The organism is Glutamicibacter sp. ZJUTW (assembly GCF_008370855.1).
GTDB classification, from domain to species: Bacteria; Actinomycetota; Actinomycetes; order Actinomycetales; family Micrococcaceae; genus Glutamicibacter; species Glutamicibacter nicotianae.
Map to the genome: position 1 here is coordinate 661,682 of NZ_CP043624.1, position 26,218 is coordinate 687,899.

Consider the following 26,218-nt stretch of genomic DNA (forward strand, 5'->3'; position numbering starts at 1 on the left):
GGGGCCTGGGCCTTTCGCTGACTCGATTCTTACCTAGTCAACGTAGCACCAGACCCCGACAGATTCACCGTTCCCGTTTAGGAGAGCTCCTCTGCCTTCTTCTTGGAACCGCCGAGCACCAGCGAGAGCAGGGCCACGCCGGCAGTCACCGTGTTCACTGCTGGCCACGCGCCGATTTTCTTGGCCAGCGGATGGGACGCACCGAAGCCGCCGAGGTACGCGCTGGCCAGGGCCACCGCCTTGCCGGTTCCGGCGTCCTTCTTCCACAGCAGGAACGCGCCAACGCCGGCGGCACCGAGCACTACCGCGGCCAGCGGACGCTTCTTCGTGGCGCGGCCGGTAGCGTAGCCGCCCAGCAAACCGGCGGTGGCCAAGGCAGTTGAAGCGATGCGGGACATGAGACTCCTCCAAGGGATATAGCAAAGTGTTTCGCTATGCAGACTATGCCTGCCACCTGTGATGTTTCCCAGAAAGCCGGGAAATGCGCTCGCCGGACAGCCGGTAGCAGGCCGGGCTTGCAAGAATGAGTCATGTTGGATGCCACGAAGGAGCAGGAATGAATCTAGATATTGCCCAGGCTTGGGACCGGCTCGCGCAGCCGGTGGACGTGGCCTTGAACCAGTGGCAGTGGCTGATCCTGGCGTTCCTGATCCTGGTCTTGGTAGTACCGCGTCCGGTATGGCGTATCACCGGGCTGTACTCCACGCTGATCCATGAGCTCGGCCATATCGTAGCGGCCTTGTTCACCGGCAGGTACGTGGCTGGCTTGCGGTTGGGCTGGGACCATTCCGGGGAAGTGCGCAGCATCGGCCGGGGCAAGTTCTCCGTCATCATTGCCGGGATCTTCGGGTACCCCGCACCCATTTGGGTTTCAGCGTTGATGCTGTGGGGGATATCTGCGGGCTATGCCGGGCGGGCCCTGGGAATCTATGCGTTGCTGTTCCTGCTGGCGCTGGTCTTCGTCCGCAATTGGCCGGCCTTTGTCGTGTGCACGATCAGCGCAGCAGTGGCATTGGGAGTGGTCTTCTTTGCGCCGGTCGATGCCTACCTGTATCTGGCATTGCTGATTGCCGGGTTCCTGCTGCTGGCGGGCTTGAAGGACTTCGTGAAGCTTCTCGCGGTGCACCTGTGGAGGCGCAAGGATATTGCCCAGTCCGATGCGTACTTGATCGCTGTGGCGACGCGAACCTTTCCTTCCTTGTGGTTATTGGCGATCGCGATTCTGGGATTCGGCGGCCTCTGGTGGGCGCTGTTGAGCTTAACGGGACTGTTCTGAGTCCCGGCGCAAATCGCGTTTGGCTTTCATTCGGCCAGCGGTCCAGGCGGCCGCGGCAACCAGCCCCATGGGCAGCAGCTTCATCTTGCGTTTCGGACTGGTTGACGGATCCGCTTCCATATCCTCCAGCGGGTCGCCACCGTGCTTGATCCGGATCTCCTGGGCCTGGACTAGGTCCTTGTACGAGGCCAGTTCCTGCTTCGCTATCAAAGTGTCATCGCGCAGCGGAAGCAGCACATCATCAACGGCCGGCATGCCGGTACGCAGCTGGCGGAGGCGGATGAATTCGATATCCACCAAGGCCCCGAGGAGCAAAGCGATATTGCTGATCCAGCAAGCAAGGACCAGGATGATCACGCCGCCAATGGTTCCATAGGTGGCGGAGTAGCTGGCGAACTGCGAAACGTAGATGCCGAAGCCGAAGACAGAGAGCCCCAGGATTACCAGAGCGGTCAGGGTGCCGGGCGAGAACCAGCGGAATTTCGTCGGCTTGACGTTGGGGGTGAAGTAGTAGAGCAAGGCCAGAACCAGCAGCAGCATGATGAGCATCAATGGCGGCTTTGCGATATTCAGCATGAGCACGAAGCTGTCGCCCATGCCGATGATGTTGCCGATTGCGCGGGCGACGGAGCCCGAAGTCAGCAGGAGCACCAAGGTTACGACGGCAACGAGCATGATCAGCACGGTGATCAGGAACATTTGCGGGCGGCGCTTCCACTGCGGGCGGCCTTCCGGTGCACCGTAAAGCCGGTTCAATGCGCGGCTGAATGCCGTGACATAGCCAGAGGTACTCCACAAGGCGCCGAGTGAACCGACGAGGATTGCCCAGAATGTTCCGCTGGCCTGGGATGCCAAGCCTGCGAGCAGCTGTTCGGCGGTGTCGAGCAGCTGCTGCGAGTCGCCGCTTGCCGATTCACCGTTCGGCGCGAGACTTTGTTCCAGCAGCTCCATGATCCATTTGGTGCCGCTTTCGCTGGCACCGGCCAAGGACAGCAGCGAAATCAAGGCCAAGAGGCCGGGGAACATGGCAAGGACCATGAAGTAGGACAGAGACGCCGCTATATCCAGCCCGTCATTGCGGAAGAATTCCCGCAGGGCACGGGGATAGCAGCTCAAGGACTCCTTGAACCGTTCTTTCGTCATGCTGTTTCCCAGTGGCATCGAGTTCCCCTGTCTGACTGATGAAATCAAACCTACAGTTCCGGCTTCTTGAATCACATTACCTAAGGGCAATTTAGTTGACACGTTGCTGGAACTGCGTGGTGTGTTTATTGCACGCTGAGATCTTGAGGGCGTTGAGAGCCGAGGGGATCTGCCGGGGAGAAATTGCCTCGTTCCGAATGCCGTGCATGCTGCGTAGCGGATCCAGATTGTGCAGCTTCGTCGATGCGGAAAAGCAGCCTTGAAGGGTGCTGGAAACCGTCCGTGAGTGGATTGCAAGCTATATCACAGTGTCCCGATAAATATCCACTTCATCCGAGTAACATTTTCGTCGCTTGATCAGGGGTTCGGAGCGATTTCGCGGCCAGATTTTAAATTTTTTTCTGACCAATTGACCTGTATTTACGGGGTTTCTGACCGTTTCCTGAGTTGCGAGGGTGGTGGGTTGGTGCGTTATGGTCTTTCATAACGTTTCGATAACACTCGCAGTGTTATGGGGAAACAGGTACTGCCGGGACTTCCAAACCGCTCGCCAGGGCAGTATTTAATCAAAGTCGAAATGCGACGCTGAGCGGTGCACGAGGATGGTCTAGGAAGACCTGAGCGCGGGAAGAGCAACTGGAGAATCATGATCCAGCAGAAGACTAAGAACTTGATCCGTCGCGGTGGAGCCTCGCTGGCCGCCGTAGCAGTTGCCGGCACCGCAATCGTTGCCGCAACCGCACCAGCAAACGCCGCAAGCACCTGGGACAAGCTGGCCCAGTGCGAGTCCGGTGGCAACTGGTCGATCAACACCGGCAACGGCTACTACGGTGGCCTGCAGTTCTCGCTGTCCACCTGGAAGGCGTTCGGCGGCTCGGGCATGCCGCACCAGGCTTCGAAGGCCGAGCAGATCCGCATTGCAACCAAGGTCCAGGCATCGCAGGGCTGGGGCGCATGGCCAGCATGTACTGCAAAGCTGGGCATCAGCGGTTCCCCTTCGGGTTCCTCGACTCCGCAGAAGCAGGCTCCGAAGCAGCAGGCAGCCCCTAAGCAGCAGGCCGCACCAAAGCAGCAGGCAGCTCCGAAGCAGCAGTCGGCACCGACCCAGAAGCAGGCTCCTAAGCAGCAGGCAGCTCCAAAGCACGCTGCTCCAGCTCCGAAGGCACCAGTGTTCAACATTGATGTGACCGACTCGGGCAAGGACTACACCGTCAAGTCGGGCGACACCCTGGCCAAGATTGCCGACAAGCTTGGCGTCAAGGACTGGCGTGGCCTGTTCGTCTTGAATGACGACCAGCTGTCCAACCCCGACTACATCATGGTTGGACAGACCCTGAACGTTCCAGCGAACTAATTTCGCTGAGCTTCCGAAAACCCGCATCGCGTACTTCTGCGCGCTGCGGGTTTTCTGTATTGAAGCGGCCGGCAGCGGAACGGTGGTCTTGCAGGTATAGGCTGAGCAGCATGCTGCATTCCGAAGAAGAGCGCGCGTCCATGGAGCACGTCCTGGGCTCTGGGTTCCATGAGCATCAGTTGCTTGAGACAGCAGGCAACTGGCCCGTTTCCGGGCCCATAGCCTGGTGGGGTGGTCCTCTGGATGTGGAGCAGCTCGCGGCACGATCCGTCGGGTTGGTCTGCTCTGCACTCAATGCGCTTGCTACTCCGCCACTGCGGGCGGCATCAGCGACGGCGGACATCGCAGCTGCTTTTGCGTCCTCTGCCCACCTGCGGATCGCGGGGGAGAGTACGCAGGGTTTTGCCCCGCACTCGCGCTTCTACCGAACAGCCGATGGCTGGATCAGGACGCACGCGAATTACCCTCATCATGAGAGTGCGCTCAAATCTGCATTAGGGATGTCCTCGGGTAGCGGCATAGCCGATGCGCTGGCAGGCCTGCCTGCACATGATGCCCAGGAGCGCATCGTGGCGGCCGGCGGCGTTGCCGCGCGGGTGCGATCCCGGCAGCAGTGGCTCAGCTCCGCCGAGGGCAAGGTGGCAGGCAACGGGCACTGGGCACAGTTCAGCATGCGTCCGCTCGCTTCGGCACTGTTTTGGAAATATGATCCGCGTGCGGGATTGCCCCTTCAAGGGTTGAAAGTCCTGGATCTCACACGGGTGATCGCCGGACCCACCGCCACCAGAACCCTCGCGGCCTTCGGTGCCCAGGTCTTGCGCGTGGACGGTCCGCGGCTTCCGGAACTGCCTTGGCAACATGTCGATACCGGGTTCGGCAAGCGCAGCACGGTGCTCGATGCGAAGAGCGCAGCGGGGCGGGCAAAGATCCATGAACTGCTGCAGGATGCCGATGCCGTCATCCTGGGCTATCGCCCCGGAGCCTTGGCCGCGGCCGGGCTTGGCCGGGATGAATTAGCCCAGCGCTATCCGCGGCTGATGATCGCTGAACTGGGTGCGTGGGGCTATTCCGGGCCCTGGGCCCAGCGGCGCGGGTTCGACAGCGTCGTGCAAGCCGCCACCGGCATTGCGCAAGCCTATAGCGGCGACGGCAGGACTCCCGGCGCTTTGCCGGTGCAAGCCTTGGATCATGCCACCGGCTACGGGCTGGCTGCTGCAATCATTGCCCTGGCTGGCGCCCGCAGCGCCCAAGGGCGAACCGGGGCGGTGCGATTCTCCTTGGCTCGGACGGCTCATGCCCTGTTCGCCTTAGATGAAGAGCGCGAATGCCCTGCTGATTTCGGCAGTGGCGTGCAGCTGCGGCAGATGGACAGTTCTTACGGAATGCTTGAATATGTTCCACCGCCCTTCAGCTTTGCAGGCCATGCAATGGATTATCCCCATCCGCCGGCGCCGTACGGAGAAAGCAAACCAGCCTGGAGCTAGGAAGCCAGCAGCGAGCGGGCGAAGTGCAGGGCCGGTTCCTTGAATGCCGAGGACAGCGTCAAGAAGCGTTCCCGGCTGTCATCGCCAGGCCACTGCGAGGGCAGCATGGATCCGGGCAAACCGGGGTCGAGGTAGGGAAGCGCGCGCCATGAATCGACCATCGCCACATATCCCCGATAGGCGCTGGATGGAGTGCTGTCGCTGGCATCGAGGGAATTGGTGTTCTCCAGGAATGCCTGATGCAGCGCGGCCAGGCGCTCAAGATCCCACCACGCACTGGCGGCCTGCCGCGGCGTGCCAGGGAAGTGAGGCTGCTGCGCAGTGAACAGCGTCGCGTGCTCTCTGGCGCCCAAAGCCATGAGCACTGCCGTGGCTTCCTCGCGCAGGTACTCGGGGAAAATCCATAACCCGGATCCCAGCATGCCTCCGCCAAGCTGCAGGAAATGCTTGCGTACCTGATGGCGCACGGAGCGCAGGCTCTCCGGCAGCGAGTAGGCGACCAGGCACCAGAGATCAGCGTCCGACATCTGCCGTGGCGTGAAGATTCTCCGGGTGCCGCGCTCGAACATCTGCTGCGCCGCGCTCGGCACGCCCAAGGTGGATGGCTGCCCGGCTTCCAGCACTCCGCGGTCGATCAGCCGGGAGATGGCGGTCTGCGCCGCAGGAGCCGAAATCCCGGCGGCCTGTGCCAGCTCCACGATGCGGGTTCGCGCCACTGGTATTTTCTCGTGCCTGATATACAGGCCGGTGATCGTCCGGATAATCGATGTCGCGCTTCCGCTTCGCGCCTCGAAATCATCGAGGCTCAGCGCGGTAAGCGAGGTGCTACTTGCCAATTTCGGTACGCACCGCGAACAGTTCCGGGAAGAAGGTCAGATCCAGGGCGCGCTTGAGGAAATCGACTCCCGAAGAACCGCCGGTGCCGCGCTTGAAGCCGATGGTGCGCTGGACGACGCGCATGTGCCGGAAGCGCCATGCCTGGAAGTTGTCCTCGACATCCACGAGGTCCTCGCAGGCCTGGTAGAAGCCCCAGCGGGTGTCCTCGGATTCGTAGATGTCCTTGAAGACCGGAACCAGCGCCTCCTGGAACGCCCATGGCTTGGTGACGTCGCGGGACAGCACTTCGTCGGGAATGCTGTAGCCATGGCGGGCCAAGGCGGCCAGGAAGACGTCGTAGAGGCTTGGTTCGTGCAGCAGCTTGGACAGCAGCTCGTGCGCCTTGGGATCTGCCTCGTGGACCTTGAGCATGCCTTCATGCTTATTGCCCAGGATGAATTCGACGGCACGGTACTGGAAGGACTGGAAGCCGGAAGACGAGCCGAGGAAATCGCGGAACTGCGCGTACTCGCGCGGCGTCAGGGTTGCCAGCACCGACCACTGCTCGGTCAGGGTCTTCTGGATGTGCTTGACCCGGGCCAGGCATTTCAGCGCCTTGCCGAAGTCGTCGACGCCCAGCAGGCGGCGAGCCTCGATGAGCTCGTGGAGCATGAGCTTGAGCCACAGTTCGCTGGTCTGGTGCTGGATGATGAAGAGCATTTCATCGTGGTGCTCGGGAACGCTGACCGGATGCTGCGCGGACAGGATGCGGTCAAGGTCGAGGTAGCTGCCGTAGGACATCGTGTTCTTGAAATCGGTGCGGACGCCTTCTTCGATTTCGCGCTGGTTCTCGGTCTGGGGCTGCGGGGTGCTCATACGCTGATGTTATCAATAACATTGCGATCGTCACAATACTGAAAAATACGGCTCCCGCTACGAGCCATAATGTTTTTCGGCAAATGGGAATACCTCGGGCGCCCCCGCCGTTGATACATGCATACGCATATAAATCGTGAAAGGCAGGAACCGTGAGCAAGTCAGTAGTCGTCATCAGCGGTGGACTGGGAACCCCATCAAGCTCCTCGCTGCTCGGTGGGCAAATCGGACAGAATATTGCCACCCAGCTGGCTGCCGCTGGTGTGCAGGCCGACGTGGCCAATATCGAACTGCGTGAGCATGCTGGTGAGATCACGAACAACATGCTCACCGGTTTCGCCGCCCCGGGCCTGCAGAAGGTCATCGATGCGGTAGTGGGTGCCGACGTGCTCGTGGCAGTGACCCCGGTCTTCACCGCCTCGGTCTCCGGCCTGTTCAAGTCCTTCCTCGATATCCTGGACCCCAAATCGCTGAGCGGGAAGCCGGTCGTGCTCGCCGCCACCGCGGGAACCCAGCGCCACCAGCTCGCCATTGACTACGCCATGCGCCCGATCTTCTCCTACCTGCGGGCGCAGATCATGCCGACCACAGTCTTCGCGGCCTCCGAGGATTTCGGCGGGCAGGGACTGTCCGGCACGCTGGCCGATCGCGCTCGCCGGGTTGCGCGGGAAGTCGTCCTGGCACTGTCGCTGAGCGAAGGCGAACTATCCGCGGACGCGGATTTGGGCGACACCCGTTCCATCGCCCCATCGGTCAGCGAATTCGCCGATCCCGATGACGAGCTCACCTCATTGCCGTTCGAAGCGCTGCTGGCGAACCTCAAATCCGGTTCCTGAGCCGGCCTGCTTCCATCATTCTGGCCCCGTTGTCCTGCATCCATTCGGAGTGCTTGGGAGCGGGGCCAATTTTCTTCACCCATGCTTTCTTCCGCAGTGGCATCGAATTGCCGTGAAAGCGAAGCAATATGTTAGTACGATGTGCCATCAATACCGAACCTCGGTACGATCAAGAACCGTGAGCTAAGTCATTTCTCCGAGATGACGGCAGCTGAACGAGGTTTGAAGAGTAGTGAAAGGTGTAGCCGTCGATGCTATCCGAGGAAACAATCACGGCCATTGCCGATGAGCTGGTCCAGGCCGGCGAGACGCGGACTCCGGTGCCGCGCCTGACCGCGCGTTACCCAGAAATGACGGTAGAGGATTCCTACCGCGTCCAGAACCTGTGGCGCCAGCGGTCCGAAGCGGCCGGCCGTGTGCTGGTAGGCCGCAAGATCGGCCTGACCTCCCGCGCCATGCAGATGGCTACCGGAATTACCGAGCCTGACTACGGGATCATTTTCGACGACATGGTCTACGATTCCGGCGCCAAGCTGAAGTGGGAAGACTTCACCGGCGCCCGCGTGGAAATGGAACTGGCCTTCAAGCTCAAGAAGGATATCGAAGGCCCGCGGGCCAATATCTTCGATGTGCTCGACGCTACCGAATACGTCATCCCGGCCCTGGAAATCCTCGATGCCCGCGTGGAGATGGAAGGCCGCACGATCGTGGACACCATCAGCGACAACGCGGCCATGGGCGCCATGGTGATCGGCGGCAACCCGGTCAAGCCCGAGAGCATCGATCTGCGCTGGGTCTCCGGCATCTTGTTCAAGAACCAGACCGTCGAGGAAACCGGCGTCGCAGCCGGTGTGCTGAACCACCCCGCCGCTGGCGTGTACTGGCTGGCCAACAAGATCGCCCCGCACGGCGACAAGCTCAAGGCCGGGGAAATCATCCTTGCCGGTTCCTTCACCCGCCCCATGTGGGTCAACGCCGGGGACACCGTCTTTGCCGACTACGGACCGTTGGGAACTGTGACATGCCATTTCGAGTAGAGCCGGATCCGTCGCTGAAGGACGCGCTCAAGGACGCCGACCACTCGCTGGCCGGCATCTGGGTCTGCTCGGTCTCCCCGCTGGTCGCCGAGATCTGCGCAGGCGCAGGCTTCGATTGGCTGTTCATCGACGGCGAGCATTCGCCCAACGACCTGCAGAACATCCTGGCCCAGCTGCAAGCGGTGCGAAGCTACCCGGTAGTGCCGGTGGTCCGCCCTGCGGTCAACGACCCGGTGACCATCAAGCAGTTCCTGGACCTGGGCGTGCAGTCGCTGATCATCCCGATGGTCAACGACGCCGAGCAGGCCGCGGCTGCCGTTGCCGCCTGCCAGTACCCGCCCAAGGGCGTGCGCGGCGTCGGTTCCGCGCTGGCCCGCTCGGCCCGCTGGAACCGCATCCCCGACTACCTGGCCCGTGCCGACGAGACCATCACCATCATGGTGCAGATCGAAGCGGATGAAGCGGTGCGCAACGTCGAGGACATCGTCGCCACCGAAGGTGTCGACGGCATCTTCATCGGCCCATCGGACCTGGCCGCCTCCATGGGAGTGATCGGCCAGCAGAGCCACCCGGACGTGGTCGCCGCGGTGCTCAAGTCCATCAAGGCGGCCAAGGCCGCGGGCAAGTATGCCGGGGTGAACGCCTTCGACCAGAAGAGCGCCCGCGAATACATGGCTGCCGGCGCGGACTTTGTCGGCGTGGGCGCCGATGTGGCGTTGCTGGCCCGCGCCACCGAAGCGCTGGCCGCAAGCTTCTCCTCCGAAGCGCAGGGCGCCACCCCGGACAGCTACTAGCCCGGGCGTTCTAGGCAACCCTTCAGCTCATCATTGCGCGTCGATCGAGGCCGGTCGGCGCCAATGGTGGCACCATTGAAGATGATGAGCCGCGAAAAGAAACCCATGAAGGCAGTGATGTTGCGCCTGCGCAACGGCTGGCCAATGCCCCTGGCGTTGCAGGGGGTCTTCGAGATACTGCAATCCGTGGTCTTTTGCCTTGCCCTGATCACGCTGCCGCTGGTCGCCGTCTATTTCAGCGGGGGCTTTCTGGAAGACTCCTTCGAGGCGATCCTGCAGTTCGGCGGCCTCATCTGGCTGCTCGTCCACGGCGTGCCGGTGGAGATCCTGAATCTCGGTCCCGAAGCGGACCCCAGCTCGGTGACCGGATGGCTCACGCTGATCCCCCTGGGGCTGTCGCTGGTGCCCTTCCTGTTCTGCCTGCGTGCCGGGCGGCGCATCGCCCGCGCATCCTACACCGACCAGCTCTGGCAGGGGCTGGCCGGAGCCTTCCTGGCCTACGGGGCCATCGGCACCGGCATCGGTTTCCTTGCCAATAATTCCTATGCGCGGGTCAATATCCTTGCCGCCGCCTTCATCCCGCTGATCATCGCCCTGCTGGGCCTGATTATCGGCGCGCGCCGAGAAGCCGGCTCCTGGGCCCGCCTGTTCGGTGTTGACACGGCCGCCTATATCCAGCGGATCTCGCCGCATCGCCGCTGGGCCGGATCCTACGTCTGGCATGTCATCGTTGCCGGATTCCTCGGCTATGTGGCCGCCGTGGGAATCTCCGGGTTGCTGCTGACCATCAACCTCGGTGTGCACTGGACCGATGTCGCCAACGTGTCCCAGGAGCTGCGCCCGGGACCGATCGGCTCGGCAGCGCTGACCCTGGTGCAGCTGTCCTTCATCCCGAATGCGGTGTTCTGGGTCTTGTCGTGGATCAGCGGCGGCGGGTTCAGCATCGGCACCGGCAGCACCCTGTCCACCCTGGAAACCACGGTGGGCCCGCTGCCGTCGATTCCAATGCTCGCGTCCCTGCCCTCCGGGGACATGGCGCACCAATGGCTGTTCCTGCTGATCCCGGTGGCCGCAGGCATCGTGGCCGGCTGGTACTTCCTGCGCGTGGGCGAGAACCACCTCGAAGACTGGTTTGCCCGCAGGATTCCCTTCAATGCCTTGTCGCTGGGGGCCTCGACCGCATGCTTGGCGGTCTTCACCGGGGTCGTGACCGGGCTGCTGAGCCTTGCCGGTTCCTGGCTCTCCTCCGGTTCCCTGGCCATCGGCCGGCTGGTCGAGATCGGCCCGAACATGTGGGCCACCGCCGGCGCCCTGGCACTGCAAATCGGCTTGGGCACCGCCATCGGGTACCTGATTGCCCCGCTCTTCGAAACCGACCCGGTGCTCGAAGGCTAGGTCAGGCTGGCCAGCACCAGCGGGTCGCCCTCGGGGCGGTTGATGGTGATCTGTCCCAGCGTCGCGGCGGTTGATTCTTCCATCACCAGCAGCACGGAGTCGTTTTCGGTGACTACCTGGATATCCTCGGCGGCAAGCTCAGGGTGTGAGGCGCGCATTTCGGAGACGGCGTTCTGAACCGTCTCGCCGCTGATGCCGGCAGGCATCAGGTAGGTGACGATTTCCAGGCTGTTCTCGCCGCCGTTGACCTTGAGCGGAACCCCGTTCTCCACCACGTAATCCATCGTCGGGCAGGTGGTCCCGGCGATCTCGTAGTCGCCGTCCTCTTCCACCGGCTCGGGAATGGCCACCATGCACAGTTGGCCTTCGTTGCCGACCGCGACATAATGCCGGCCGAAGTCCGAGGTGGCCAGCAGGTGGCGGGTTTGCGGGTCGTAGGATTCGGTATCCTCGAAGCCCTCGGGAAGCTTGTCGTCATCGTCCTGCGTTTGCGCCAGCAGCGGCAGGTATTCCTCGGCCGAAGGGACCGGAACATCGCTTGGTTCGCTCTGGGGAGTCCCGGCCGAACATGCCGTCAGGGTGAGCAGCCCGGTGATTGCCAGTGCAGAAACTTTTCCGAAATATGCCTTTGGCATGGACGCCTGGCTCCTTACGTAGACCTGTTTTCGCGCATACGCCAAGAAGTCTAGCCAAAGGCCACAACCCATTCCATTGACCTGCTGGGTCCGTGTCGGGCACAGTTAGCTGATTTCCACACCCAGATCCCACAGGTGATGCACGAGATCATGCCAGGCATACTGGTTCAGCGTTTCCACGGTAAACGAGGCGCCGTTCGAGCGCAGGCCGCGGCGGGAATACTGCGCCGGATCCAGGCTCTCCAGTATCGCGGCGTAGCCCGCGGCATTCTTCCGCAGCAGCTCGGCGACCTGACCGGCTCCCAGCGCGTTGTAGTTTCCCGCCTCGGCCGCCTGGTCCTGGTCCCAGTTGGGGAACTCCGGTTCATCGCGTTCCAGCATCAGGGTGAAGCGCCCGGTCATCACCTCAAGCATTTCGGCGACGTGCGCCACGTACTCCTGCTCGCTCCAGCGCGCAGGGTTGGTGCGGATGGCAGCATCGGGACGTGAGAGTACCGAGATGTAGCGCTCCACGTGTCCAGGCAGCTGCTCAATGGCATCGCCCGGCGAGATGCCGCGCACGTCATAGCCGCACTGCTCGCACACCGTATCCAAGACAATTGTCCAGTCCTTGCCGTCGGGAACTATCTGGCTCATCAAGACCTCCACATCGAACTGCGCTGTTAAGGCCAGTCTATGGCCGGTACAGCACGCGGGCATCGAATATGGCGGCAGCAGAGGAAACGCAGTGCAACATTGCGTCCGGGTTCAAGGGAGGCAAGAAGCGAACCGTAGAATTGAACCCATGCGCATTGTGGTTTTGGTTTCAGGTACCGGTTCTAATCTCCAGGCAGTCATCGATGCCGTCGCCAGCGGCGAACTGGAGAACGTCGAGATCGCTGCCGTCGGCGCAGACAAGCACGGCACCTACGGGGTGGAACGCTCGGCTGCCGCCGGCATCGAGACCTTCGTGGTGAACTTCAAGGACTATGCCGACCGCGGTGACTGGAACCATGCGCTGACCGAAAAGTGCCTGTCCTACGCCCCGGACTATGTGGTGTCCTCCGGATTCATGCGCATCGTCGGCGAAGAGTTCATCAATGCCTTCGACGGCACCTACATCAACACCCACCCGGCCCTGCTGCCGTCCTTCCCGGGCGCCCACGGCGTGCGCGACGCCCTGGCCTACGGTGTGAAGGTCACCGGCTGCACCGTGCACATTGCGGATGCCGGGGTGGACACCGGTCCGATCCTGCGCCAGGAAGCCGTGGCCATCGAGGATACCGACACCGAAGAATCCCTGCACGAGCGCATCAAGGTAGTCGAGCGCCGCCTGCTCATCGCCACCCTGGCGGATCTGGCCCAAGGAAACTAGCCGGCGGCCCACCACGTAAAATTGGTGGGGAGATGAATGAATTGACACCGTTGCCCGGGCAGGCAACCGAAACCGAACTGTTCACCGACGAGGAACTGGCGACCGCGCTGAAGGTGCTCTCCGTGGTGCACACGCTGGACTCCGCGGATGAACGGCATATCGCCGTGCGCCGCGCGACCAGCAACATGTTCAAGGCCGCCAAGCGCTACCGCAAGTCGCAGAAGCGCGCCGAGGTCAGCGCCGCTGACCGCGCGCTGATCGAGCGGACCGCCACCGGCTCGCCGCAGCGGCTGGACGACGAGACCCTGGGCCTGGATCTGAGCACCCCGACCCAAGGGCAGAGTGCCGGGGAATTCCGCAAGCCGCGCGGCTGCTACATCTGCAAGCAGCGCTACACCACGGTGGATGCCTTCCACCACTATCTCTGCCCTGACTGCGCCGCTGCCGGGCGCGAACGCCGCGATGCCCGCGCCGACCTGTCCGGCAAGCGCGCGCTGCTCACCGGCGGCCGGGCGAAGATCGGCATGCATATCGCCCTGCGCCTGCTGCGCGATGGTGCCCACACCACCATCACCACGCGCTTCCCCAAGGACGCTGCCCGGCGCTTCGCCGCATTGGAGGACAGCGCGGACTGGATGCACCGGCTGCGCATCGTGGGCATCGACCTGCGCGACCCCGCCCAGGTGATCTCGCTGGCTGACCGCATTGCGGCCGAGGGCCCGCTGGACATCCTGATCAACAACGCCGCGCAGACCGTGCGCCGCACCGCGAACTCCTACCAGCAACTGATCGAATCAGAGCTGCAGCCGCTGGCCGGTGAACTGGCCTTCGGGCAGGGCGGACCTCAGCTGTGGGGCGAGGCGAACCCGCCGGCCGAGCACCCGCGGGCGCTGGCTAGCGCCTTCCGGCTGGAGGATTCCGCGCTGCTGGCCCCGAGCACGCTGGGCGGGTACGACGCGCAGCAGCTCGCGGACCTGGCGATGACCGCCGGTTCCGCCTCCCTGGAGCGCATTGCCGCGGGCACCGCCATCGATGCCGGGGGACTGGTGCCGGATGTGGTCACGGAGAATTCCTGGACCCAGATCCTCGGGGATGTGGATGCCCTGGAAATGCTGGAAGTGCAGCTGTGCAATGTCACCGCGCCCTTCCTGCTGGCCTCCCGGCTGCGCCCCGCGCTGGCCGCCTCCGAGGCGCGGCGCAAGTACATCGTGAACGTCTCGGCCATGGAAGGCCAGTTCTCCCGCCGCTACAAGGGCGCCGGGCACCCGCACACCAACATGGCCAAGGCCTCGCTGAACATGCTCACCCGCACCAGCGCCGAGGAAATGCTCGCCACCGACCGGATCCTGATGTCCGCGGTGGACACCGGGTGGATCACCGACGAGCGCCCGCACGATGCCAAGGTGCGCATGGTCGCCGAAGGCTGGCACGCCCCGCTGGATCTGATCGACGGCGCCGCCCGGGTCTACCAGCCCATCGTTGACGGCGAGCGCGGCATCGACCTGTACGGCTGCTTCCTCAAGGACTACCAGCCGTCTCCGTGGTAGGAAGCCGCGCGTGATGCGCCGGGGCTAGGACGCACCCTGTCGGCCCAGCGGCACCTCGGCGAGCACCGCCGAGCCAGCATCGCGCAGCTGGATCACCGAAATGTCGTTCAGCATCACCGGCACGGCGCCGGTCATCTGCGTCGTGCCGGTAGTTGTGGCCAGCCAAGCTCCGGCCTGCTCGGCGCTTCCCGCCGCATCCAGCACCCACAGCGAAAGCTGGCCATCGGTGGGCAGGTCGCGGCCGTCGAAATGGACTTCGGTGCCCCAGGCCTTGGCCTTCAGCCCCAGATCCACCTGCGCGCCGGTGCCGCCGCGCACCTCGTAGCTGGCATCCGTTGCCGGCGCCTGCGCGGGGAACAGCACCGGAGAGAGCCCGAGCCCCAGCGCCACCGATGCTGCCACGGCCGCTGCCAAGCCGGCGCCCTTCACGATCCTCCGGCGCCGCCGCCGCGCCCGCAGGCCATCCAGTGTTCGCTCCGGTGGTGCCTGCCCGTGCTCCGCAGTCTGCTGCGCGGGCCGCTCCATGAGCAGGGCATGGGCGGTGGCCTCGTCCAGGGCGCGCAGCCGCGGACCGATGGCGCCGAACTGCTTGGCCTCCTGCTGGCATTGCTGGCACCCGGCCAGGTGCGCTTCGAATGCCGCGTGTTCTGCCGGTGCCAACCCGCCGAGCAGGTAGGCCCCGAGGTCGATATGCTCGTTCACTTCTCCACTCCCATTTCGGCCAGGATCCCGCGCAACGATCGCAGGGCATAGTAGGCGCGGGACTTCACGGTACCCTCCGGTATCTGCAGCTCCAGAGCCGTTTGGGCCACAGTGGAACCGAAGTAATGCAGATGGACGACCACCTGCCGATGCTCAAGGCTCAAGCGCATCAGTGCTTCCTCCATCAAGATCCGGTCCAGCGCCTCGGCGATGCCGGCGGTCGAATCCCTGGACTCGGGGTCGACTTCTCCCAGCGGGATTGCCGAGATCCTCGCGGCGGCTCGGCGATGCCTGTCGATGATGACATTGCGCGCCGTGGCAAAGAGGTAGCTGCGCAGCGAACCGGTGACCTCCGGCGAGGCTCTCCAGACCCGCAGCACCGTTTCCTGCACCAAGTCGTCGGCTTCCTCCTGGCTGCGGGCCACCCGCAGCGCAAAACGCCGCAGGGCATCGCCGTGCTCGCGGTAGATATCGGAGACTATCTGCGCATCCAAGGGCACCTTCTTCTGGTTCGGCTTCCTGTGATCCAAGGCTTCACTTCCCTAGACGCAGCGCAACAGCAAATAGTTCACCCATGCCCCAAGTATGCATAAGAACTTCCCTGGCCGGTGAACCAGATCACGATTCACTGCGTCTTAGTGGGTGAAGGCGTGGCAAGCACGCTGCCCGAGAATGCGGCTGAGCCTGCATGACGAGAGGAATGACCATGGGCAAGAAGAACAGCAAGCCGTTTGCGGTTGCAATGGCCGTCCTGTGTTCCGCGGCATTGCTGCTGGCGGGATGCAGCGGCGGTACTGGTTCCGGCGATGGCGGCGGTGGCGGTTATGGTGGCGGTTATGGCGGCGGGGTAGACAGCGCCAGCGAAGCGCCAAGCGAAAGCGGGTCCGGTGCTGACTTGGGTGTTGCCTCCACCGGTTTGGGAGATGTTGTGGTGGATTCTCAGGGCATGACCCTGTACTACTTCACCAAGGATGAGAAGGGAACGTCGAGCAGCGCGTGCACCGGCGATTGCCTGGCCAAGTGGCCGATTGCCACGACCACGAGCGATGAGCCGGTCCTGGAAGGCGTCACCGGCGAAGTCGGCACCATAGAAAGCCCCGATGGCGAAAAACATCTGACGCTCAACGGCATGCCCCTGTACACCTTTGCCCAGGATGCCAAGCCCGGGGATACTGCCGGGCAAGGCGTCGGCGGGGTCTGGTTCGCGGTGGCTCCCGACGGGACGATGATCCAATAAGCAATGATCCAATAATCCCTGGCAATCATCGTCGGGAAACAGGCCGGGCCGGCACGCGAAGCTGCGTGCCGGCCCGGCTGGTGGATTCTGCGGCTACTTGGCCACAGTGAATCGCAGGGTGCGTACCTCGAACGCGCCCAGCTTCAGTGGCACTGCGCCATCGGCTAGTTCGATGCACTGCCTGTCCAGTTCGTCTTCCAGCAGGCTCACGGTGGATGCCTGCGAGATCTGCGCATTGACCCGCAAGCTGCCGCTGGCACGGCGTCCCAGGGATTCGTAGACGCGCACCACCAGATCGCCGGAGCGGTCAGCCGCCAGCTTCACGCTGGAGACCACCAATCCCTCGCCGGATATCGTAACCAGCGGGTCCATGCCTTGCGCGCCGTCGATGACGCGCTCTTCGCTGTTCAGCAACGCGCCGGCCGCAGTTGCGGTGGCCACGTCTGCGCCGATCACCAGGCCGTAGCGGTGGGTCTGCACGCCCTGGTCGGTTTCCGGGTCGGGGAAGCGCGGGGCACGCAGCAGCGAAAGCCGCATGGTCGTGGTGACCTCCGCGTCCTTGGCATCACGGGTGACATCGAAACCGTAGATGGAATCATTGACCAGCGCCGCGCCGAAGCCGGGCTCCTCGGCCAGCACGAAGCGGTGCATGGAAGTTTCGAACTTCGCCGCTTCCCAGCTGGTATTCACGTGGGTCACGCGCTTGTGGTAGCCGAACTGCGTTTCGGCAATTGCGTGCTCCGCACGGATATCCAGCGGGAAGGAGACCTTCAGGAACTTCTCGGCTTCATGCCAATCGGTGCTCTGCGAGATCTGCAGGGTCCGCGAGCCGGGAGCCAGCGACAGTTCCTGCACCAGCGTGGACTGCGAGAAGCTGCGGGCAATCGTGACGACCTGGCTGCCGTCCTCGCGCGAAGACAGCTCAAGGCTGTCGAGCTCGCGCAAGTCGGTGACCTGGTTGCGGTAGTACTTGTCCACGTCCCAGGCATCCCACATGTTCGGGAAGTCCTGGTGCAATTGCAGCAGGTTCGCTTCCTGGCCTGCGGCGATCGTTTCGCGGCCGGTGGCCAGATCCACGGCGGAGGTCAGCAGGCCCTGGGCATTGATCGCCACACGAACCAGCGAGTTCTCCAGGACATATCCGCCGTCCACGGCGGTTGCCCTGACCGGGGACGCGGCAGCAGGCTGCACCGGCTTGGCCTGTCCGAAGGCCAAGGAATTGCGGGTGAACGCTGCGCCGTTGAACGCAATCGGGGTGGATCCTTCGCCGGCCAGCTGCTGCTGGGCGGTGCGGATCAGTGCTTCGGCCTGCTCGATCACCTGCGCATAGCGGGCCACGACCTCGCGGTGCACCCACGCAATCGAGGTGCCGGGCAAGATGTCGTGGAACTGGTGCAGCAGCACCGTCTCCCACAGCTCGTCAAGCAGTTCATAGGGATAGTCGGCTCCGGTGCAGAGCGCAGCGGTGGCGGCCCACAGCTCGGCTTCGACCAGCAGCTGCTCGGTGCGCCGGTTGCCCTGCTTGGTCTGGTGCTGGCTGGTCAGCGTGGCGCGGTGCAATTCCAGGTAGAGCTCGCCGACCCAGACCGGAGGGTTGGGCAGTTCGGCCTTGGCCCGGTCGAAGAAGTCGTTGGGGTGTTCCCAGGCCACCTTCGCGCTGCCTTCCAGGTTGGCCAGGCGCTTGGCCTTGCCGGTCATTTCGCGGGTGGTGCCGCCGCCGCCATCGCCCCAGCCCACCGGCGCGATGGAATTGTTCGTGACCCGCGCTTCGCGGAACTGGCGCGATGCCTTGGCGACCTCCTCGCCGGAAAGCTGCGAATTGTAGGTGTCCATCGACGGGAAGTGGCTGAACATGCGCGAGCCGTCGATGCCTTCCCAGTCGAAGGTGTGGTGCGGGAACTTGTTCTGCTGGTTCCAGGAGATCTTCTGGGTGAAGAACCATTCGAAGCCGGCACGGCGCATCAGCTGCGGCAGGGCGGGGGAGTAGCCGAAGGAGTCCGGCAGCCAGACGCCCTTCGAGGTGATGCCGAATTCCTTGCGGAAGAAATTCTGGCCGTAGAGGAACTGGCGGACCAGCGATTCGCCCGAGGGCATCACGGTGTCCGATTCCACCCACATGCCGCCCAGCGGCAGGAAACGCCCGTCGGCTACCGCCTGCTTGACCCGCTCCCAGACTTCCGGGCGGTGGGTCTTGAGCCACTTGTACTGCTGGGCGCTGGACATGCCGTAGAGGAATTCTTCCTCGTCGCCCAGCAGCTCCACCATCGAGGAGCAGGTGCGCGAGACCTTGCGGATGGTTTCGCGCAGCGGCCACAGCCAGGCCGAGTCGATGTGCGAGTGGCCGATGGCCGAAATCTGGTGGGCGCTGTGTTCCGCCGGGGCGGCCAGGACCTCGGCCAGCTCATCGCGGGCGGCCTGCGCGGTCTGCGCGATGCGCTGCAGATCCAGCACGTCCAGGGCGTTGTCCATGGCCTGCAGGATCTGCATCTTGCGCGGCGTTTGCCCAAGCTGCTCCTGCAAATCCAGCAGCACTTCCAGATCCAGGGAGAGCTCATGCACCACGGGCTCGAAGACCGCCAGGTCCATCCGGCGGGTGGTGTACAGGCGGCGCGAGGAGGAGGTGAGGATATCGCCCTGCTCGGTGGGCAGGAACGGGTGGTAGTCGAGCAGCACCGGATTGGAGGCGGCTTCCAGATACAGGTCGATGACCTCATCGCCTTCGGCGCAGGCGGTGATTGGCACCCACTGGTTGCGCGGGTTGACCGCCTTGATGGTGATGCCATCCGGGCGGTACACCAGTCCCTCGCATTGGAAGCCGGTCATGTTGACGTCAAAGCCCAGATCAATCACCGCTTCGACGCGGCGTCCCGCCCACTGCGACGGCACCCGGCCCTGCAGGTGGAACCACGTGGTGCCCCACGCCGCGCCCCAGGGCGTCCCGACGGAGGTCGGCTGGTAGTCCAGTGCCAGGCCCTCGGCCGGGGTGACCGGCTCGCCGGGCAGCTCATGCCATGACAGATCCAGCGGCAGGGTTTCCGAATATATCGCTGGAAGGATACGCTCGGTCAGAACGCGGCGGACGCGTCCGATGGTCAGGGAAATGTCGTCGTGCATCAGGGCCTTCCGTTTGTGCGCTCCGCAGAAAATGAGCTCCCTAGCCAGACTACCGAAATATCAGGTGCTGAGCTGGTCCAACTCGCGTTCGCCAGAAGAAGGCAGGGCTCAGGCCGCGTCGTCCTCGCCGCCGGTGACATCCTGGTCGAGGGCATCGCGGACGAAATCGCCGCCCAGCGGTTCGGTATCCCAGCGAGCCAGCGACCACTGCCCGCCGGCGCCCAGCTCCAGCAGGGAGCCGCCGGTGTTCTCGATGACCAGCTGCGATGCCGCATCGGGGGACATCTTGGTGGCCCAGGCGCTGAAGACGCGAATGGCCGCACCATGGCTGAAAACCGCTGCGGTTCCAGAGTAGTCCTGCGCTTGCGCGATGGATTCCAAGGCTTTGGAATAGCGCTCGATGAAGTCGTAGCCGTTCGGCCCGCCGGGCATGTTCTGCTCCCAATCGCCGTGCATCCAGGAACGCAGGCACATGACATAGGCGGATCGCGATGCCTCATCTGCCAGCATTTCCAGCTCGCCCGCCGAGATCTCTTCGAGGCCGTCAATGATGTGCACCGGTTCTGCAATTGACTCGCTCAGCGGCTGGGCTGTGAGCTGCGTGCGGTTCAGCGTTGAGGCGTAGATCGACTGCAGCTGCCCGTTACTGAATACCTGCGGCAGGGCGCGAGCCTGGCGATGGCCCAGAGGGGTGAGACTGGCACCGGGATAGGCGGTATCGAGCTTCCCGGCAACATTCGACGGGGTTTGACCATGCCTGATGAGTTGAAAACGCATATCCCCTGCTTCCTTGGCCTAGCGGTCCTGGATCCTAGGGATAGCACGGTTTCGCGCAAACGCGGAATGGCTTCTCGCACGGAAGGAGCATTTCGATCTGGAATGATGATTTCCGCTTCGTTTCAGCACTGCCCGTCCGCTATCGTGAATTCGACAGGTGGCAAGCCGCGACCTGGAAGTTCCCCCAGATCGGAATCCGCTCATGCGTTCAGATGCTCTTCGGCGACGTGAGAACATCCTTCGAGTTGCTCGTGAATTATTTGCCGAACACGGCGCACAGATTGCAATGGAAACCATTGCAGAGGCAAGCGGTGTCGGCATCGGCACACTCTACCGGAACTTCGCTGATCGGCTGGCATTGGTTGAAGAAGTCACCCTCGTCATGCTGGAGGATATCCGCAGCGCCTCGCAGCAGGCGATCGAGCGGCTTGACGCAAATGACGCAGTGGGCTGGGATGTCCTGCTGGGCACGCTGATCGAGCAGAACCTCGGGGCGCTGAGCGAAGCCCTGGGGCTGCAGTTGCCCAAGAAGGTCAGCCCGCGCATCCTCGAAGCCCAAAACGAGGCCGCCAAGACCCTGAACTCCGCCTTGGAACTGGCCAAGAACGCCCAGCTGGTCCGCGCCGACATCTCCGGGCTGGAACTGATTGCCGCCGTCGGGTCCATGACCCGCCCGCTGCCTCGGGCCTTCAGCAACTCCCAGCCCGGCCTGGAAGAGCGCATCGTGCAGATCATGCGTGACGGCTTGCGCCCGCAACCTGCGCAGAACTAGAAAATGCCGGCACCAATGGTGCCGGCATTCGCTATTGGGGGAGAGATTCAGTCCAGTCGCAGTCCGCGGGTTTCCGGGGCGAAGCGTGCCATGAACAGGATGGCCAGCAGCACCAGCGCGGTCGCGCCGGCAAACAGCCAGCCCAGCCCCACCACGGGCCACAGCGCCGCGAAAATAAGCGGGCCGAAGCCGGCGGCAAAGCGAGACATGGTCGAGGCCCAGCCGAAGCCGCTGGCCCGCAATTCGGTGGGGTACAGCTCCGAAACGTAGGCATACAGTACCGGAATGGCGACCTGGACAATGACGCCGAACACCAGCACCCAGCCAATCGCGGCCGCCGGGACGTCCAGGTTCTGCGCGACGATGACCAGCACGAGGCCGGAGAGCGGGGCGGAGATCGCCAGCAGCCATTTGCGGCCGACCCGCTCCACCAGCAGGGCAGCCAGCACGACGCCTGCCAGGCCCATCAGCGCCATCACCGCGGTGGCGAAGAAGGAGGCGGACTGGGCCATTCCTGCTTCGGTGAGGATCGACGGCAACCAGGTCAATGCCAGGTAGTAGACCAGCAGAATGGTCATGAACAGCAGCCAGCTGGTGGCGGTGATCTTCCATGAATACCGCCACAACGAGGCCACCTGCTCCCACCAGCGTGGAGCCTTTTCCAGCTCCACCGGCTCGATCGCGTAGTCGCGCTTGGTTGCCCCGGTGCGTTCCACCAGCTGGTCGATGACCGCACGGGCTTCCGCATCCCGGCCCTTGGCCGCCAGGAACAGCGGGGACTCGGGCATGGAGCGGCGCACCAGGTACACCATGAACGCTGGCAGGATCATGACTGCCAGGATCAGCCGCCAATTATCCGCGGTGGCCATCACCCAGCCGGAGACGAAGAAGGACAGCGCCGCGCCCACCGGCCACCAGCCGTCCATGGCGGTGAGCACGCGTCCGCGCAGCTTGGCGGGCGTGAATTCGCCGACCAGCGCATAATCCACCGGGATGCAGCCGCCCAGGCCGACACCGGCCAGGAAGCGGAAGGCGACGAAGAAGCCGAAGCTCGGCGACAGCGCGCCGAGGACGGTGAACAGCGAGAACATCAGCAGCGTCAGGCTGAACGCGTTCTTGCGACCGTACCTGTCGGCGATCCCGCCCCAGAGGAACGCGCCTACGGCCATGCCCACCAGGTTGGAGGTGCCCAGCAGGGCCGCGGTGGGACGATCAAGTCCCCACTCCTGGGCGACCAGGGGAATCAACGCGCCGTTGAGCGTGACGTCCCAGGCGTCGAACATGAAGCCGAGGCCGCCGATAATGAAAATGGTGCCCTGCACCTTCCATTTGAATGGCAGCTCTTGCACGATGGTCGTGCCAGAGGGCAGGGGTGCGGAAGACACAGTGGTGCACCTTTCGGAGTGCGAGCGGAATTGGTGTGTACCGCGTGAAGCATAGCCGAAAACCGGGGTGCAGGTGTAGCTCTCTACGCTTCTTATCGCGCCGCGTCAAGGCCTGTTGCAAGCGACGGCAAGGGAGTAATCTTCGGACATGGGAGTAGATTGGACCGCTCTCGAAGAGGCTATCCGGGTGACTGCCCTTCGACACGCAGCGGAAGTGATAGCTGGACACCCGGACCAAGACTTCTATGCCATTGCCCTTCATGGCGTCAGCACCGAGGAAAGCGAAACCATCGCCATGCCCTTGCTGGCCCTGAACTCGGTGCAGGCTCTGGAACGCGACCGCCTCACCGAGTCCCGCGAGCAACTGGTGGAACGCGGCGAGGACACCGATGAGCCTGCCGACTACGAAGACCGTCCCGATGCCGAAGGCGATGGAAGCCTTGAACCTGAAACCGTCACATTGGAAGAAGATTCGCTGCTGATCTCGGATTCCGAGGACGAGGACGACGAGCTGGAAGATGACGAGGACTCCGACGGGGAAGACCTCGATGACGTCTTGGCCTCCCTGGAAGCGGACTTGGAGGAAGACGATGCGGAAAGCTTCTATTCCGATAAGTGGGAGCCCAGCGATTGGCACTGGTCATCCATTGATTTATGCGAAGACCCGGCGGCTACCCTGTGGTCTGATGCGATGACCGGGCTGGCCGCACGCGAAGGCTGGGAACCGACCATCAAGCGCTACTACCACACGCTGGTTGCGGTGGCCCGGTCCTTACGCGAGGAATTGAACGAACGGACCAAAGCCGATCTTGTGGCCTATGTCGCAGATGAGGAGCATGCCGAGAAGCTCCTGCAGCTTTGCCTGACTGACAAGCAGCTTTCCACGTATTTCCCGCAGCTTTCCGCACTATCCGAAGGGGCTTGACACGAACTGAAATTTCGGTGCCTTCGTTGGTTAGAATGTTGGCGGTGGCCTCTGCGCTGCCCGCCCCATTCATTCTCACCGCCGGGAGAAAAATTTCGTGAGTAAGACCGTGCTGGACAAAGTCGCTATCCGTCGCGCGCTGATTTCCGTCTACGACAAGACCGGCTTGGAGGAGCTGGCCGCTGGTTTGCACGCTGCAGGCGTCCAGCTGGTATCCACCGGTTCTACGGCCAAGAAGATCGCCGCCGCTGGAATTCCCGTGACCGAGGTCGAGCAGGTGACCGGTTCCCCTGAAATGCTCGACGGACGCGTCAAGACCTTGCACCCGCGCATCCACGGCGGCATCCTCGCCGACCGCCGCGTCGCCGAGCACATGGACACCCTTTCCTCGATGGACATCGAGCAGATCGACCTGGTCGTGGTGAATCTGTACCCGTTCGTGCAGACCGTCGCCTCCGGCGCCTCCCAGGACGAAGTGGTCGAGCAGATCGACATCGGCGGCCCAGCCATGGTCCGCTCGGCAGCGAAGAACCACGCCGCCGTCTCCATCGTGGTTGACCCGGCGTTCTACCCGCAGGTCATCTCCGCCGCCTCCGAAGGCGGCTTCGATCTGAAGACCCGCCAGCGCCTGGCCGCCAAGGCCTACGCGCACACCGCAGCCTACGACACCGCGGTCGCTTCGTGGACCGCCAGCCAGTTCCTCGATGAGGACGGCGACGGCGTCATCGATTGGCCAGCCTACGCAGGCGTGGCCCTGCAGCGCGCCGAGGTGCTGCGCTACGGCGAGAACCCGCACCAGCAGGCAGCGCTCTACGTGGATGAGGCCGCCCCGGCCGGCATCGCCCAGGCCGACCAGCTGCACGGCAAGCCAATGAGCTACAACAACTACGTGGACGCGGATGCCGCACTGCGCGCCGCCTACGACTTCGAGAAGCCAGCAGTTGCCGTCATCAAGCACGCCAACCCTTGCGGTGTGGCAGTGGCCTCGGATGGTGCTGCAGACCCGATTGCCGACGCGCACCGCAAGGCGCACGCCACCGACCCGGTATCCGCATTCGGCGGCGTGATTGCCGCCAACCGCACGGTCACCAAGGAAATGGCCGAAACCGTCAAGGGCATCTTCACCGAAGTAGTCATCGCCCCGGACTTCGAAGAGGAAGCAGTACAGATCCTCTCGGCCAAGAAGAACATCCGCCTGCTGGCCCTGCCAGATGGCTATGGCCGCAACAAGAACGAATTCCGCCAGGTCTCCGGCGGCATGCTGGTCCAGGCAGGCGACAAGATCGACGCCGAGGGCGACAACCCGGCGAACTGGACCCTGGCTGCCGGCGAGGCGGCTGACGCCGCGACCTTGGCAGATCTGGAATTCGCCTGGAGCGCCGTGCGCGCCGCGAAGTCCAATGCGATCCTGCTGGCCAAGGACGGTGCCGCCGTGGGCATCGGCATGGGCCAGGTCAACCGCATCGACTCCTGCAAGCTGGCAGTGGAGCGCGCCAACACCTTGGGCGTGCAGATCGAGTCCGGCGCGGATGCCGCCGGCGGTGCCGAAAACGCTGATGGCGCAGCTTCCGAGCAGCGCGCACAGGGCGCTGTTGCCGCTTCGGATGCGTTCTTCCCGTTCGCCGATGGCCTGCAGATCCTGATCGACGCCGGCGTCAAGGCTGTTGTGCAGCCAGGCGGCTCGGTACGCGATGAGGAAGTCATCGCGGCCGCGAACGAAGCTGGCATCACCATGTACTTCACCGGTGCACGCCACTTCTTCCACTAGGAACTAGCCACGCCGTTTCGGGCCGTGCAGCCAGCGCTTGCCGCGCTGGCTGCACGGCCCGCGGCGCTTAATGGATATCTGCACGGCTGAGGCACGGACCACCACCGCATCGGGAGCAGCCGGAATCGGTCTGCCTTCGCCTATTCCCAGCACCAGGCTTTGCTGCGGTTCTCTGTCGTTTAGAACAACAGAGCTCCCGTCGTTACGTTTCAGTCTGCAAGGAAACTTGCTTATACAGCTATTTTGACTACTTGTCTAACAACTCTTGTCCCGCATTATGGGACAACAGTTGTATCGAACCGGCTCTCCTTGGTGATGGCATGGAATGCAGGTGGCGCGCCAGGGCGAGACTGCCTGAACCTTATCCCCGATACCGAAACCAACGGTGACTATCGATGGATCGTTCTCGGGCGACTCGGTAAAATTGAGTAGGGCAACTTTCATGGAAGGAGCCGACCTTGGCCGAGAAGTTTGATATCGAGGAACGCTGGCCGGAACTGTTTACGCAGCTCGACGCCAACCAGCGTAATGCCATTCGTCAGGCGCTAGCCTCAGCTTGGCACGAGGGATGGGTTCCCAACCGCGAGGGCGTAGAGAACCTGACCGACGTTGCCCGCGGCGCGATCGACAATGCTGAGTATTTGCGTCGTGTGCGTGAGGCTGCTCACCGTGCCTCATCGGAGTCCACTGCGGGCAAGGGCTAAATAAGAGAGTTGGGTTCCGGGGAGTTGGCCTAAGCCAATAGCTGCGGGGGACATTCTTCAGTTGATCGAGATCCGGCTCGGCCGCCATCCTCGCCAAAATATTTTCCCAATCTGCCGATAATTGTTCGACTTCAGAGAACCAAACGCGTCCTAACGCGGAAGCAACGTCAGTGCCTGAAGTCATGACCTAAAGAGCCCCGCCCTAGGTGGACGATGCCTAATATTCCAAGCGGAAGCACTGCGAAATAAAAAAATTTGTCGTTGGCGTCTAACCGCGGCAAGCTCGG

25 protein-coding genes are annotated in these 26,218 nt (G+C 63.3%); 14 read left to right on the forward strand and 11 right to left on the reverse strand.

Annotated elements, in window-relative coordinates; all coding sequences use genetic code 11:
• Window positions 1–77 precede the first annotated feature (77 nt).
• Complete coding sequence (locus tag F0M17_RS03190; RefSeq protein ID WP_149596374.1) at window positions 78–398, reverse strand: hypothetical protein; 321 nt, start codon at window positions 396–398, stop codon at window positions 78–80.
• Window positions 399–556: 158 nt separating this feature from the next.
• Between F0M17_RS03190 and F0M17_RS03195 the strand changes: the two genes are divergently transcribed.
• Entirely contained in the window at window positions 557–1,276 is a 720-nt protein-coding gene (locus F0M17_RS03195) for a M50 family metallopeptidase (protein WP_168201934.1), read from the forward strand.
• Here F0M17_RS03195 and F0M17_RS03200 read toward each other — a convergent pair.
• The gene (locus tag F0M17_RS03200; RefSeq protein ID WP_157801616.1) at window positions 1,259–2,419 is read right to left on the reverse strand and encodes a YihY/virulence factor BrkB family protein; all 1,161 of its coding nucleotides are present in this window, start codon (window positions 2,417–2,419) and stop codon (window positions 1,259–1,261) included. The two genes, F0M17_RS03195 and F0M17_RS03200, sit on opposite strands and share 18 nt — an antisense overlap.
• Before the next feature lie 646 nt (window positions 2,420–3,065).
• On the opposite strand from F0M17_RS03200, the gene F0M17_RS03205 reads away from it, so the two are divergent.
• Window positions 3,066–3,773 (forward strand): transglycosylase family protein, encoded by a 708-nt coding sequence (locus tag F0M17_RS03205; RefSeq protein ID WP_073706525.1) that lies wholly within the window; start codon window positions 3,066–3,068, stop codon window positions 3,771–3,773.
• A 500-nt stretch (window positions 3,774–4,273) separates the two neighbouring features.
• Window positions 4,274–5,257, forward strand: a complete 984-nt coding sequence (locus F0M17_RS03210) for a CoA transferase (RefSeq protein WP_233125294.1) — start codon at window positions 4,274–4,276, stop codon at window positions 5,255–5,257.
• On the opposite strand, the gene F0M17_RS03215 is transcribed toward F0M17_RS03210, so the two are convergent.
• Window positions 5,254–6,093 (reverse strand): PaaX family transcriptional regulator C-terminal domain-containing protein, encoded by an 840-nt coding sequence (locus tag F0M17_RS03215; RefSeq protein WP_121866228.1) that lies wholly within the window; start codon window positions 6,091–6,093, stop codon window positions 5,254–5,256. The two genes, F0M17_RS03210 and F0M17_RS03215, sit on opposite strands and share 4 nt — an antisense overlap.
• Window positions 6,083–6,949: a tryptophan 2,3-dioxygenase gene (gene kynA, locus F0M17_RS03220; RefSeq protein WP_066140102.1), complete on the reverse strand. Its 867-nt coding sequence runs from the start codon at window positions 6,947–6,949 to the stop codon at window positions 6,083–6,085. Before kynA ends, F0M17_RS03215 begins: the two co-directional genes overlap by 11 nt.
• Window positions 6,950–7,101: 152 nt before the next feature.
• Here kynA and F0M17_RS03225 point away from each other — a divergent pair, with 152 nt between their 5' ends.
• From F0M17_RS03225 to F0M17_RS03240, 4 genes are all read left to right on the forward strand, one after another.
• Entirely contained in the window at window positions 7,102–7,785 is a 684-nt protein-coding gene (locus tag F0M17_RS03225; RefSeq protein ID WP_149596376.1) for a CE1759 family FMN reductase, read from the forward strand.
• Window positions 7,786–8,036: 251 nt separating this feature from the next.
• A complete protein-coding gene (gene hpaH / locus F0M17_RS03230; protein WP_038989991.1) occupies window positions 8,037–8,822 on the forward strand; it encodes a 2-oxo-hept-4-ene-1,7-dioate hydratase in 786 nt (261 codons plus the stop codon).
• Entirely contained in the window at window positions 8,807–9,616 is an 810-nt protein-coding gene (locus F0M17_RS03235) for an aldolase/citrate lyase family protein (RefSeq protein ID WP_210416690.1), read from the forward strand. The genes hpaH and F0M17_RS03235 overlap by 16 nt, the downstream gene beginning before the upstream one ends.
• Window positions 9,617–9,721: 105 nt before the next feature.
• Entirely contained in the window at window positions 9,722–11,011 is a 1,290-nt protein-coding gene (locus tag F0M17_RS03240; RefSeq protein WP_038989990.1) for a DUF6350 family protein, read from the forward strand.
• On the opposite strand, the gene F0M17_RS03245 is transcribed toward F0M17_RS03240, so the two are convergent.
• Both F0M17_RS03245 and F0M17_RS03250 read right to left on the reverse strand, forming a co-directional pair.
• Window positions 11,008–11,646 (reverse strand): hypothetical protein, encoded by a 639-nt coding sequence (locus F0M17_RS03245; protein WP_121866231.1) that lies wholly within the window; start codon window positions 11,644–11,646, stop codon window positions 11,008–11,010. The genes F0M17_RS03240 and F0M17_RS03245 overlap by 4 nt on opposite strands.
• Window positions 11,647–11,751: 105 nt before the next feature.
• Window positions 11,752–12,282 (reverse strand): DinB family protein, encoded by a 531-nt coding sequence (locus F0M17_RS03250; protein WP_168201935.1) that lies wholly within the window; start codon window positions 12,280–12,282, stop codon window positions 11,752–11,754.
• Window positions 12,283–12,430: 148 nt separating this feature from the next.
• Here F0M17_RS03250 and purN point away from each other — a divergent pair, with 148 nt between their 5' ends.
• Together purN and F0M17_RS03260 are read left to right on the forward strand one after the other, a co-directional pair.
• Window positions 12,431–13,000 (forward strand): phosphoribosylglycinamide formyltransferase, encoded by a 570-nt coding sequence (purN, locus tag F0M17_RS03255; RefSeq protein WP_038989987.1) that lies wholly within the window; start codon window positions 12,431–12,433, stop codon window positions 12,998–13,000.
• 32 nt (window positions 13,001–13,032) lie between these two features.
• Window positions 13,033–14,547 (forward strand): SDR family oxidoreductase, encoded by a 1,515-nt coding sequence (locus tag F0M17_RS03260; protein WP_149596378.1) that lies wholly within the window; start codon window positions 13,033–13,035, stop codon window positions 14,545–14,547.
• A gap of 24 nt (window positions 14,548–14,571) precedes the next feature.
• Here F0M17_RS03260 and F0M17_RS03265 read toward each other — a convergent pair whose 3' ends face one another.
• On the reverse strand, window positions 14,572–15,249 hold the full coding sequence (locus F0M17_RS03265) for an anti-sigma factor (RefSeq protein ID WP_168201936.1): 678 nt from the start codon (window positions 15,247–15,249) through the stop codon (window positions 14,572–14,574).
• Window positions 15,246–15,749, reverse strand: coding sequence for a sigma-70 family RNA polymerase sigma factor (locus F0M17_RS03270; protein ID WP_149597691.1), 504 nt, complete (start codon window positions 15,747–15,749; stop codon window positions 15,246–15,248). The genes F0M17_RS03265 and F0M17_RS03270 overlap by 4 nt, the downstream gene beginning before the upstream one ends.
• Before the next feature lie 206 nt (window positions 15,750–15,955).
• Here F0M17_RS03270 and F0M17_RS03275 point away from each other — a divergent pair, with 206 nt between their 5' ends.
• Window positions 15,956–16,486, forward strand: a complete 531-nt coding sequence (locus F0M17_RS03275; RefSeq protein WP_246857122.1) for a hypothetical protein — start codon at window positions 15,956–15,958, stop codon at window positions 16,484–16,486.
• Window positions 16,487–16,579: 93 nt separating this feature from the next.
• Here the strand turns inward: F0M17_RS03275 and F0M17_RS03280 are convergent, their stop codons facing one another.
• A complete protein-coding gene (locus F0M17_RS03280; protein WP_149596380.1) occupies window positions 16,580–19,600 on the reverse strand; it encodes a glycoside hydrolase family 38 C-terminal domain-containing protein in 3,021 nt (1,006 codons plus the stop codon).
• Window positions 19,601–19,708: 108 nt separating this feature from the next.
• The gene (locus F0M17_RS03285) at window positions 19,709–20,377 is read right to left on the reverse strand and encodes a histidine phosphatase family protein (RefSeq protein WP_149596381.1); all 669 of its coding nucleotides are present in this window, start codon (window positions 20,375–20,377) and stop codon (window positions 19,709–19,711) included.
• Window positions 20,378–20,579: 202 nt separating this feature from the next.
• Here F0M17_RS03285 and F0M17_RS03290 point away from each other — a divergent pair, with 202 nt between their 5' ends.
• Window positions 20,580–21,149, forward strand: a complete 570-nt coding sequence (locus F0M17_RS03290) for a TetR/AcrR family transcriptional regulator (protein WP_149596382.1) — start codon at window positions 20,580–20,582, stop codon at window positions 21,147–21,149.
• Window positions 21,150–21,196: 47 nt separating this feature from the next.
• Here the strand turns inward: F0M17_RS03290 and F0M17_RS03295 are convergent, their stop codons facing one another.
• Window positions 21,197–22,534 (reverse strand): MFS transporter, encoded by a 1,338-nt coding sequence (locus F0M17_RS03295; RefSeq protein ID WP_149596383.1) that lies wholly within the window; start codon window positions 22,532–22,534, stop codon window positions 21,197–21,199.
• A gap of 187 nt (window positions 22,535–22,721) precedes the next feature.
• Between F0M17_RS03295 and F0M17_RS03300 the strand changes: the two genes are divergently transcribed.
• From F0M17_RS03300 to F0M17_RS03310, 3 genes are all read left to right on the forward strand, one after another.
• Window positions 22,722–23,459 carry a hypothetical protein gene (locus tag F0M17_RS03300; RefSeq protein WP_149596384.1) on the forward strand — a complete coding sequence of 246 codons (738 nt, stop codon included), beginning with the start codon at window positions 22,722–22,724 and terminating at the stop codon, window positions 23,457–23,459.
• A 97-nt stretch (window positions 23,460–23,556) separates the two neighbouring features.
• Window positions 23,557–25,227, forward strand: coding sequence for a bifunctional phosphoribosylaminoimidazolecarboxamide formyltransferase/IMP cyclohydrolase (purH, locus tag F0M17_RS03305; protein ID WP_149596385.1), 1,671 nt, complete (start codon window positions 23,557–23,559; stop codon window positions 25,225–25,227).
• A 458-nt stretch (window positions 25,228–25,685) separates the two neighbouring features.
• Window positions 25,686–25,931 (forward strand): antitoxin VbhA family protein, encoded by a 246-nt coding sequence (locus F0M17_RS03310; RefSeq protein ID WP_121866242.1) that lies wholly within the window; start codon window positions 25,686–25,688, stop codon window positions 25,929–25,931.
• Window positions 25,932–26,218: the final 287 nt, after the last annotated feature.

Excerpts from the sequence above, each read along its gene's own strand:
- F0M17_RS03190 (WP_149596374.1), bottom strand. The coding sequence starts at position 398 with ATGTCCCGCATCGCTTCAACTGCCTTGGCCACCGCCGGTTTGCTGGGC.
- F0M17_RS03195 (WP_168201934.1), top strand. The coding sequence starts at position 557 with ATGAATCTAGATATTGCCCAGGCTTGGGACCGGCTCGCGCAGCCGGTG.
- F0M17_RS03200 (WP_157801616.1), bottom strand. The coding sequence starts at position 2,419 with ATGACGAAAGAACGGTTCAAGGAGTCCTTGAGCTGCTATCCCCGTGCC.
- F0M17_RS03205 (WP_073706525.1), top strand. The coding sequence starts at position 3,066 with ATGATCCAGCAGAAGACTAAGAACTTGATCCGTCGCGGTGGAGCCTCG.
- F0M17_RS03210 (WP_233125294.1), top strand. The coding sequence starts at position 4,274 with ATGTCCTCGGGTAGCGGCATAGCCGATGCGCTGGCAGGCCTGCCTGCA.
- kynA (WP_066140102.1), bottom strand. The coding sequence starts at position 6,949 with ATGAGCACCCCGCAGCCCCAGACCGAGAACCAGCGCGAAATCGAAGAA.
- hpaH (WP_038989991.1), top strand. The coding sequence starts at position 8,037 with ATGCTATCCGAGGAAACAATCACGGCCATTGCCGATGAGCTGGTCCAG.
- F0M17_RS03235 (WP_210416690.1), top strand. The coding sequence starts at position 8,807 with ATGCCATTTCGAGTAGAGCCGGATCCGTCGCTGAAGGACGCGCTCAAG.
- F0M17_RS03240 (WP_038989990.1), top strand. The coding sequence starts at position 9,722 with ATGAAGGCAGTGATGTTGCGCCTGCGCAACGGCTGGCCAATGCCCCTG.
- F0M17_RS03245 (WP_121866231.1), bottom strand. The coding sequence starts at position 11,646 with ATGCCAAAGGCATATTTCGGAAAAGTTTCTGCACTGGCAATCACCGGG.
- F0M17_RS03250 (WP_168201935.1), bottom strand. The coding sequence starts at position 12,282 with ATGAGCCAGATAGTTCCCGACGGCAAGGACTGGACAATTGTCTTGGAT.
- purN (WP_038989987.1), top strand. The coding sequence starts at position 12,431 with ATGCGCATTGTGGTTTTGGTTTCAGGTACCGGTTCTAATCTCCAGGCA.
- F0M17_RS03260 (WP_149596378.1), top strand. The coding sequence starts at position 13,033 with ATGAATGAATTGACACCGTTGCCCGGGCAGGCAACCGAAACCGAACTG.
- F0M17_RS03275 (WP_246857122.1), top strand. The coding sequence starts at position 15,956 with ATGGGCAAGAAGAACAGCAAGCCGTTTGCGGTTGCAATGGCCGTCCTG.
- F0M17_RS03280 (WP_149596380.1), bottom strand. The coding sequence starts at position 19,600 with ATGCACGACGACATTTCCCTGACCATCGGACGCGTCCGCCGCGTTCTG.
- F0M17_RS03285 (WP_149596381.1), bottom strand. The coding sequence starts at position 20,377 with ATGCGTTTTCAACTCATCAGGCATGGTCAAACCCCGTCGAATGTTGCC.
- F0M17_RS03290 (WP_149596382.1), top strand. The coding sequence starts at position 20,580 with ATGCGTTCAGATGCTCTTCGGCGACGTGAGAACATCCTTCGAGTTGCT.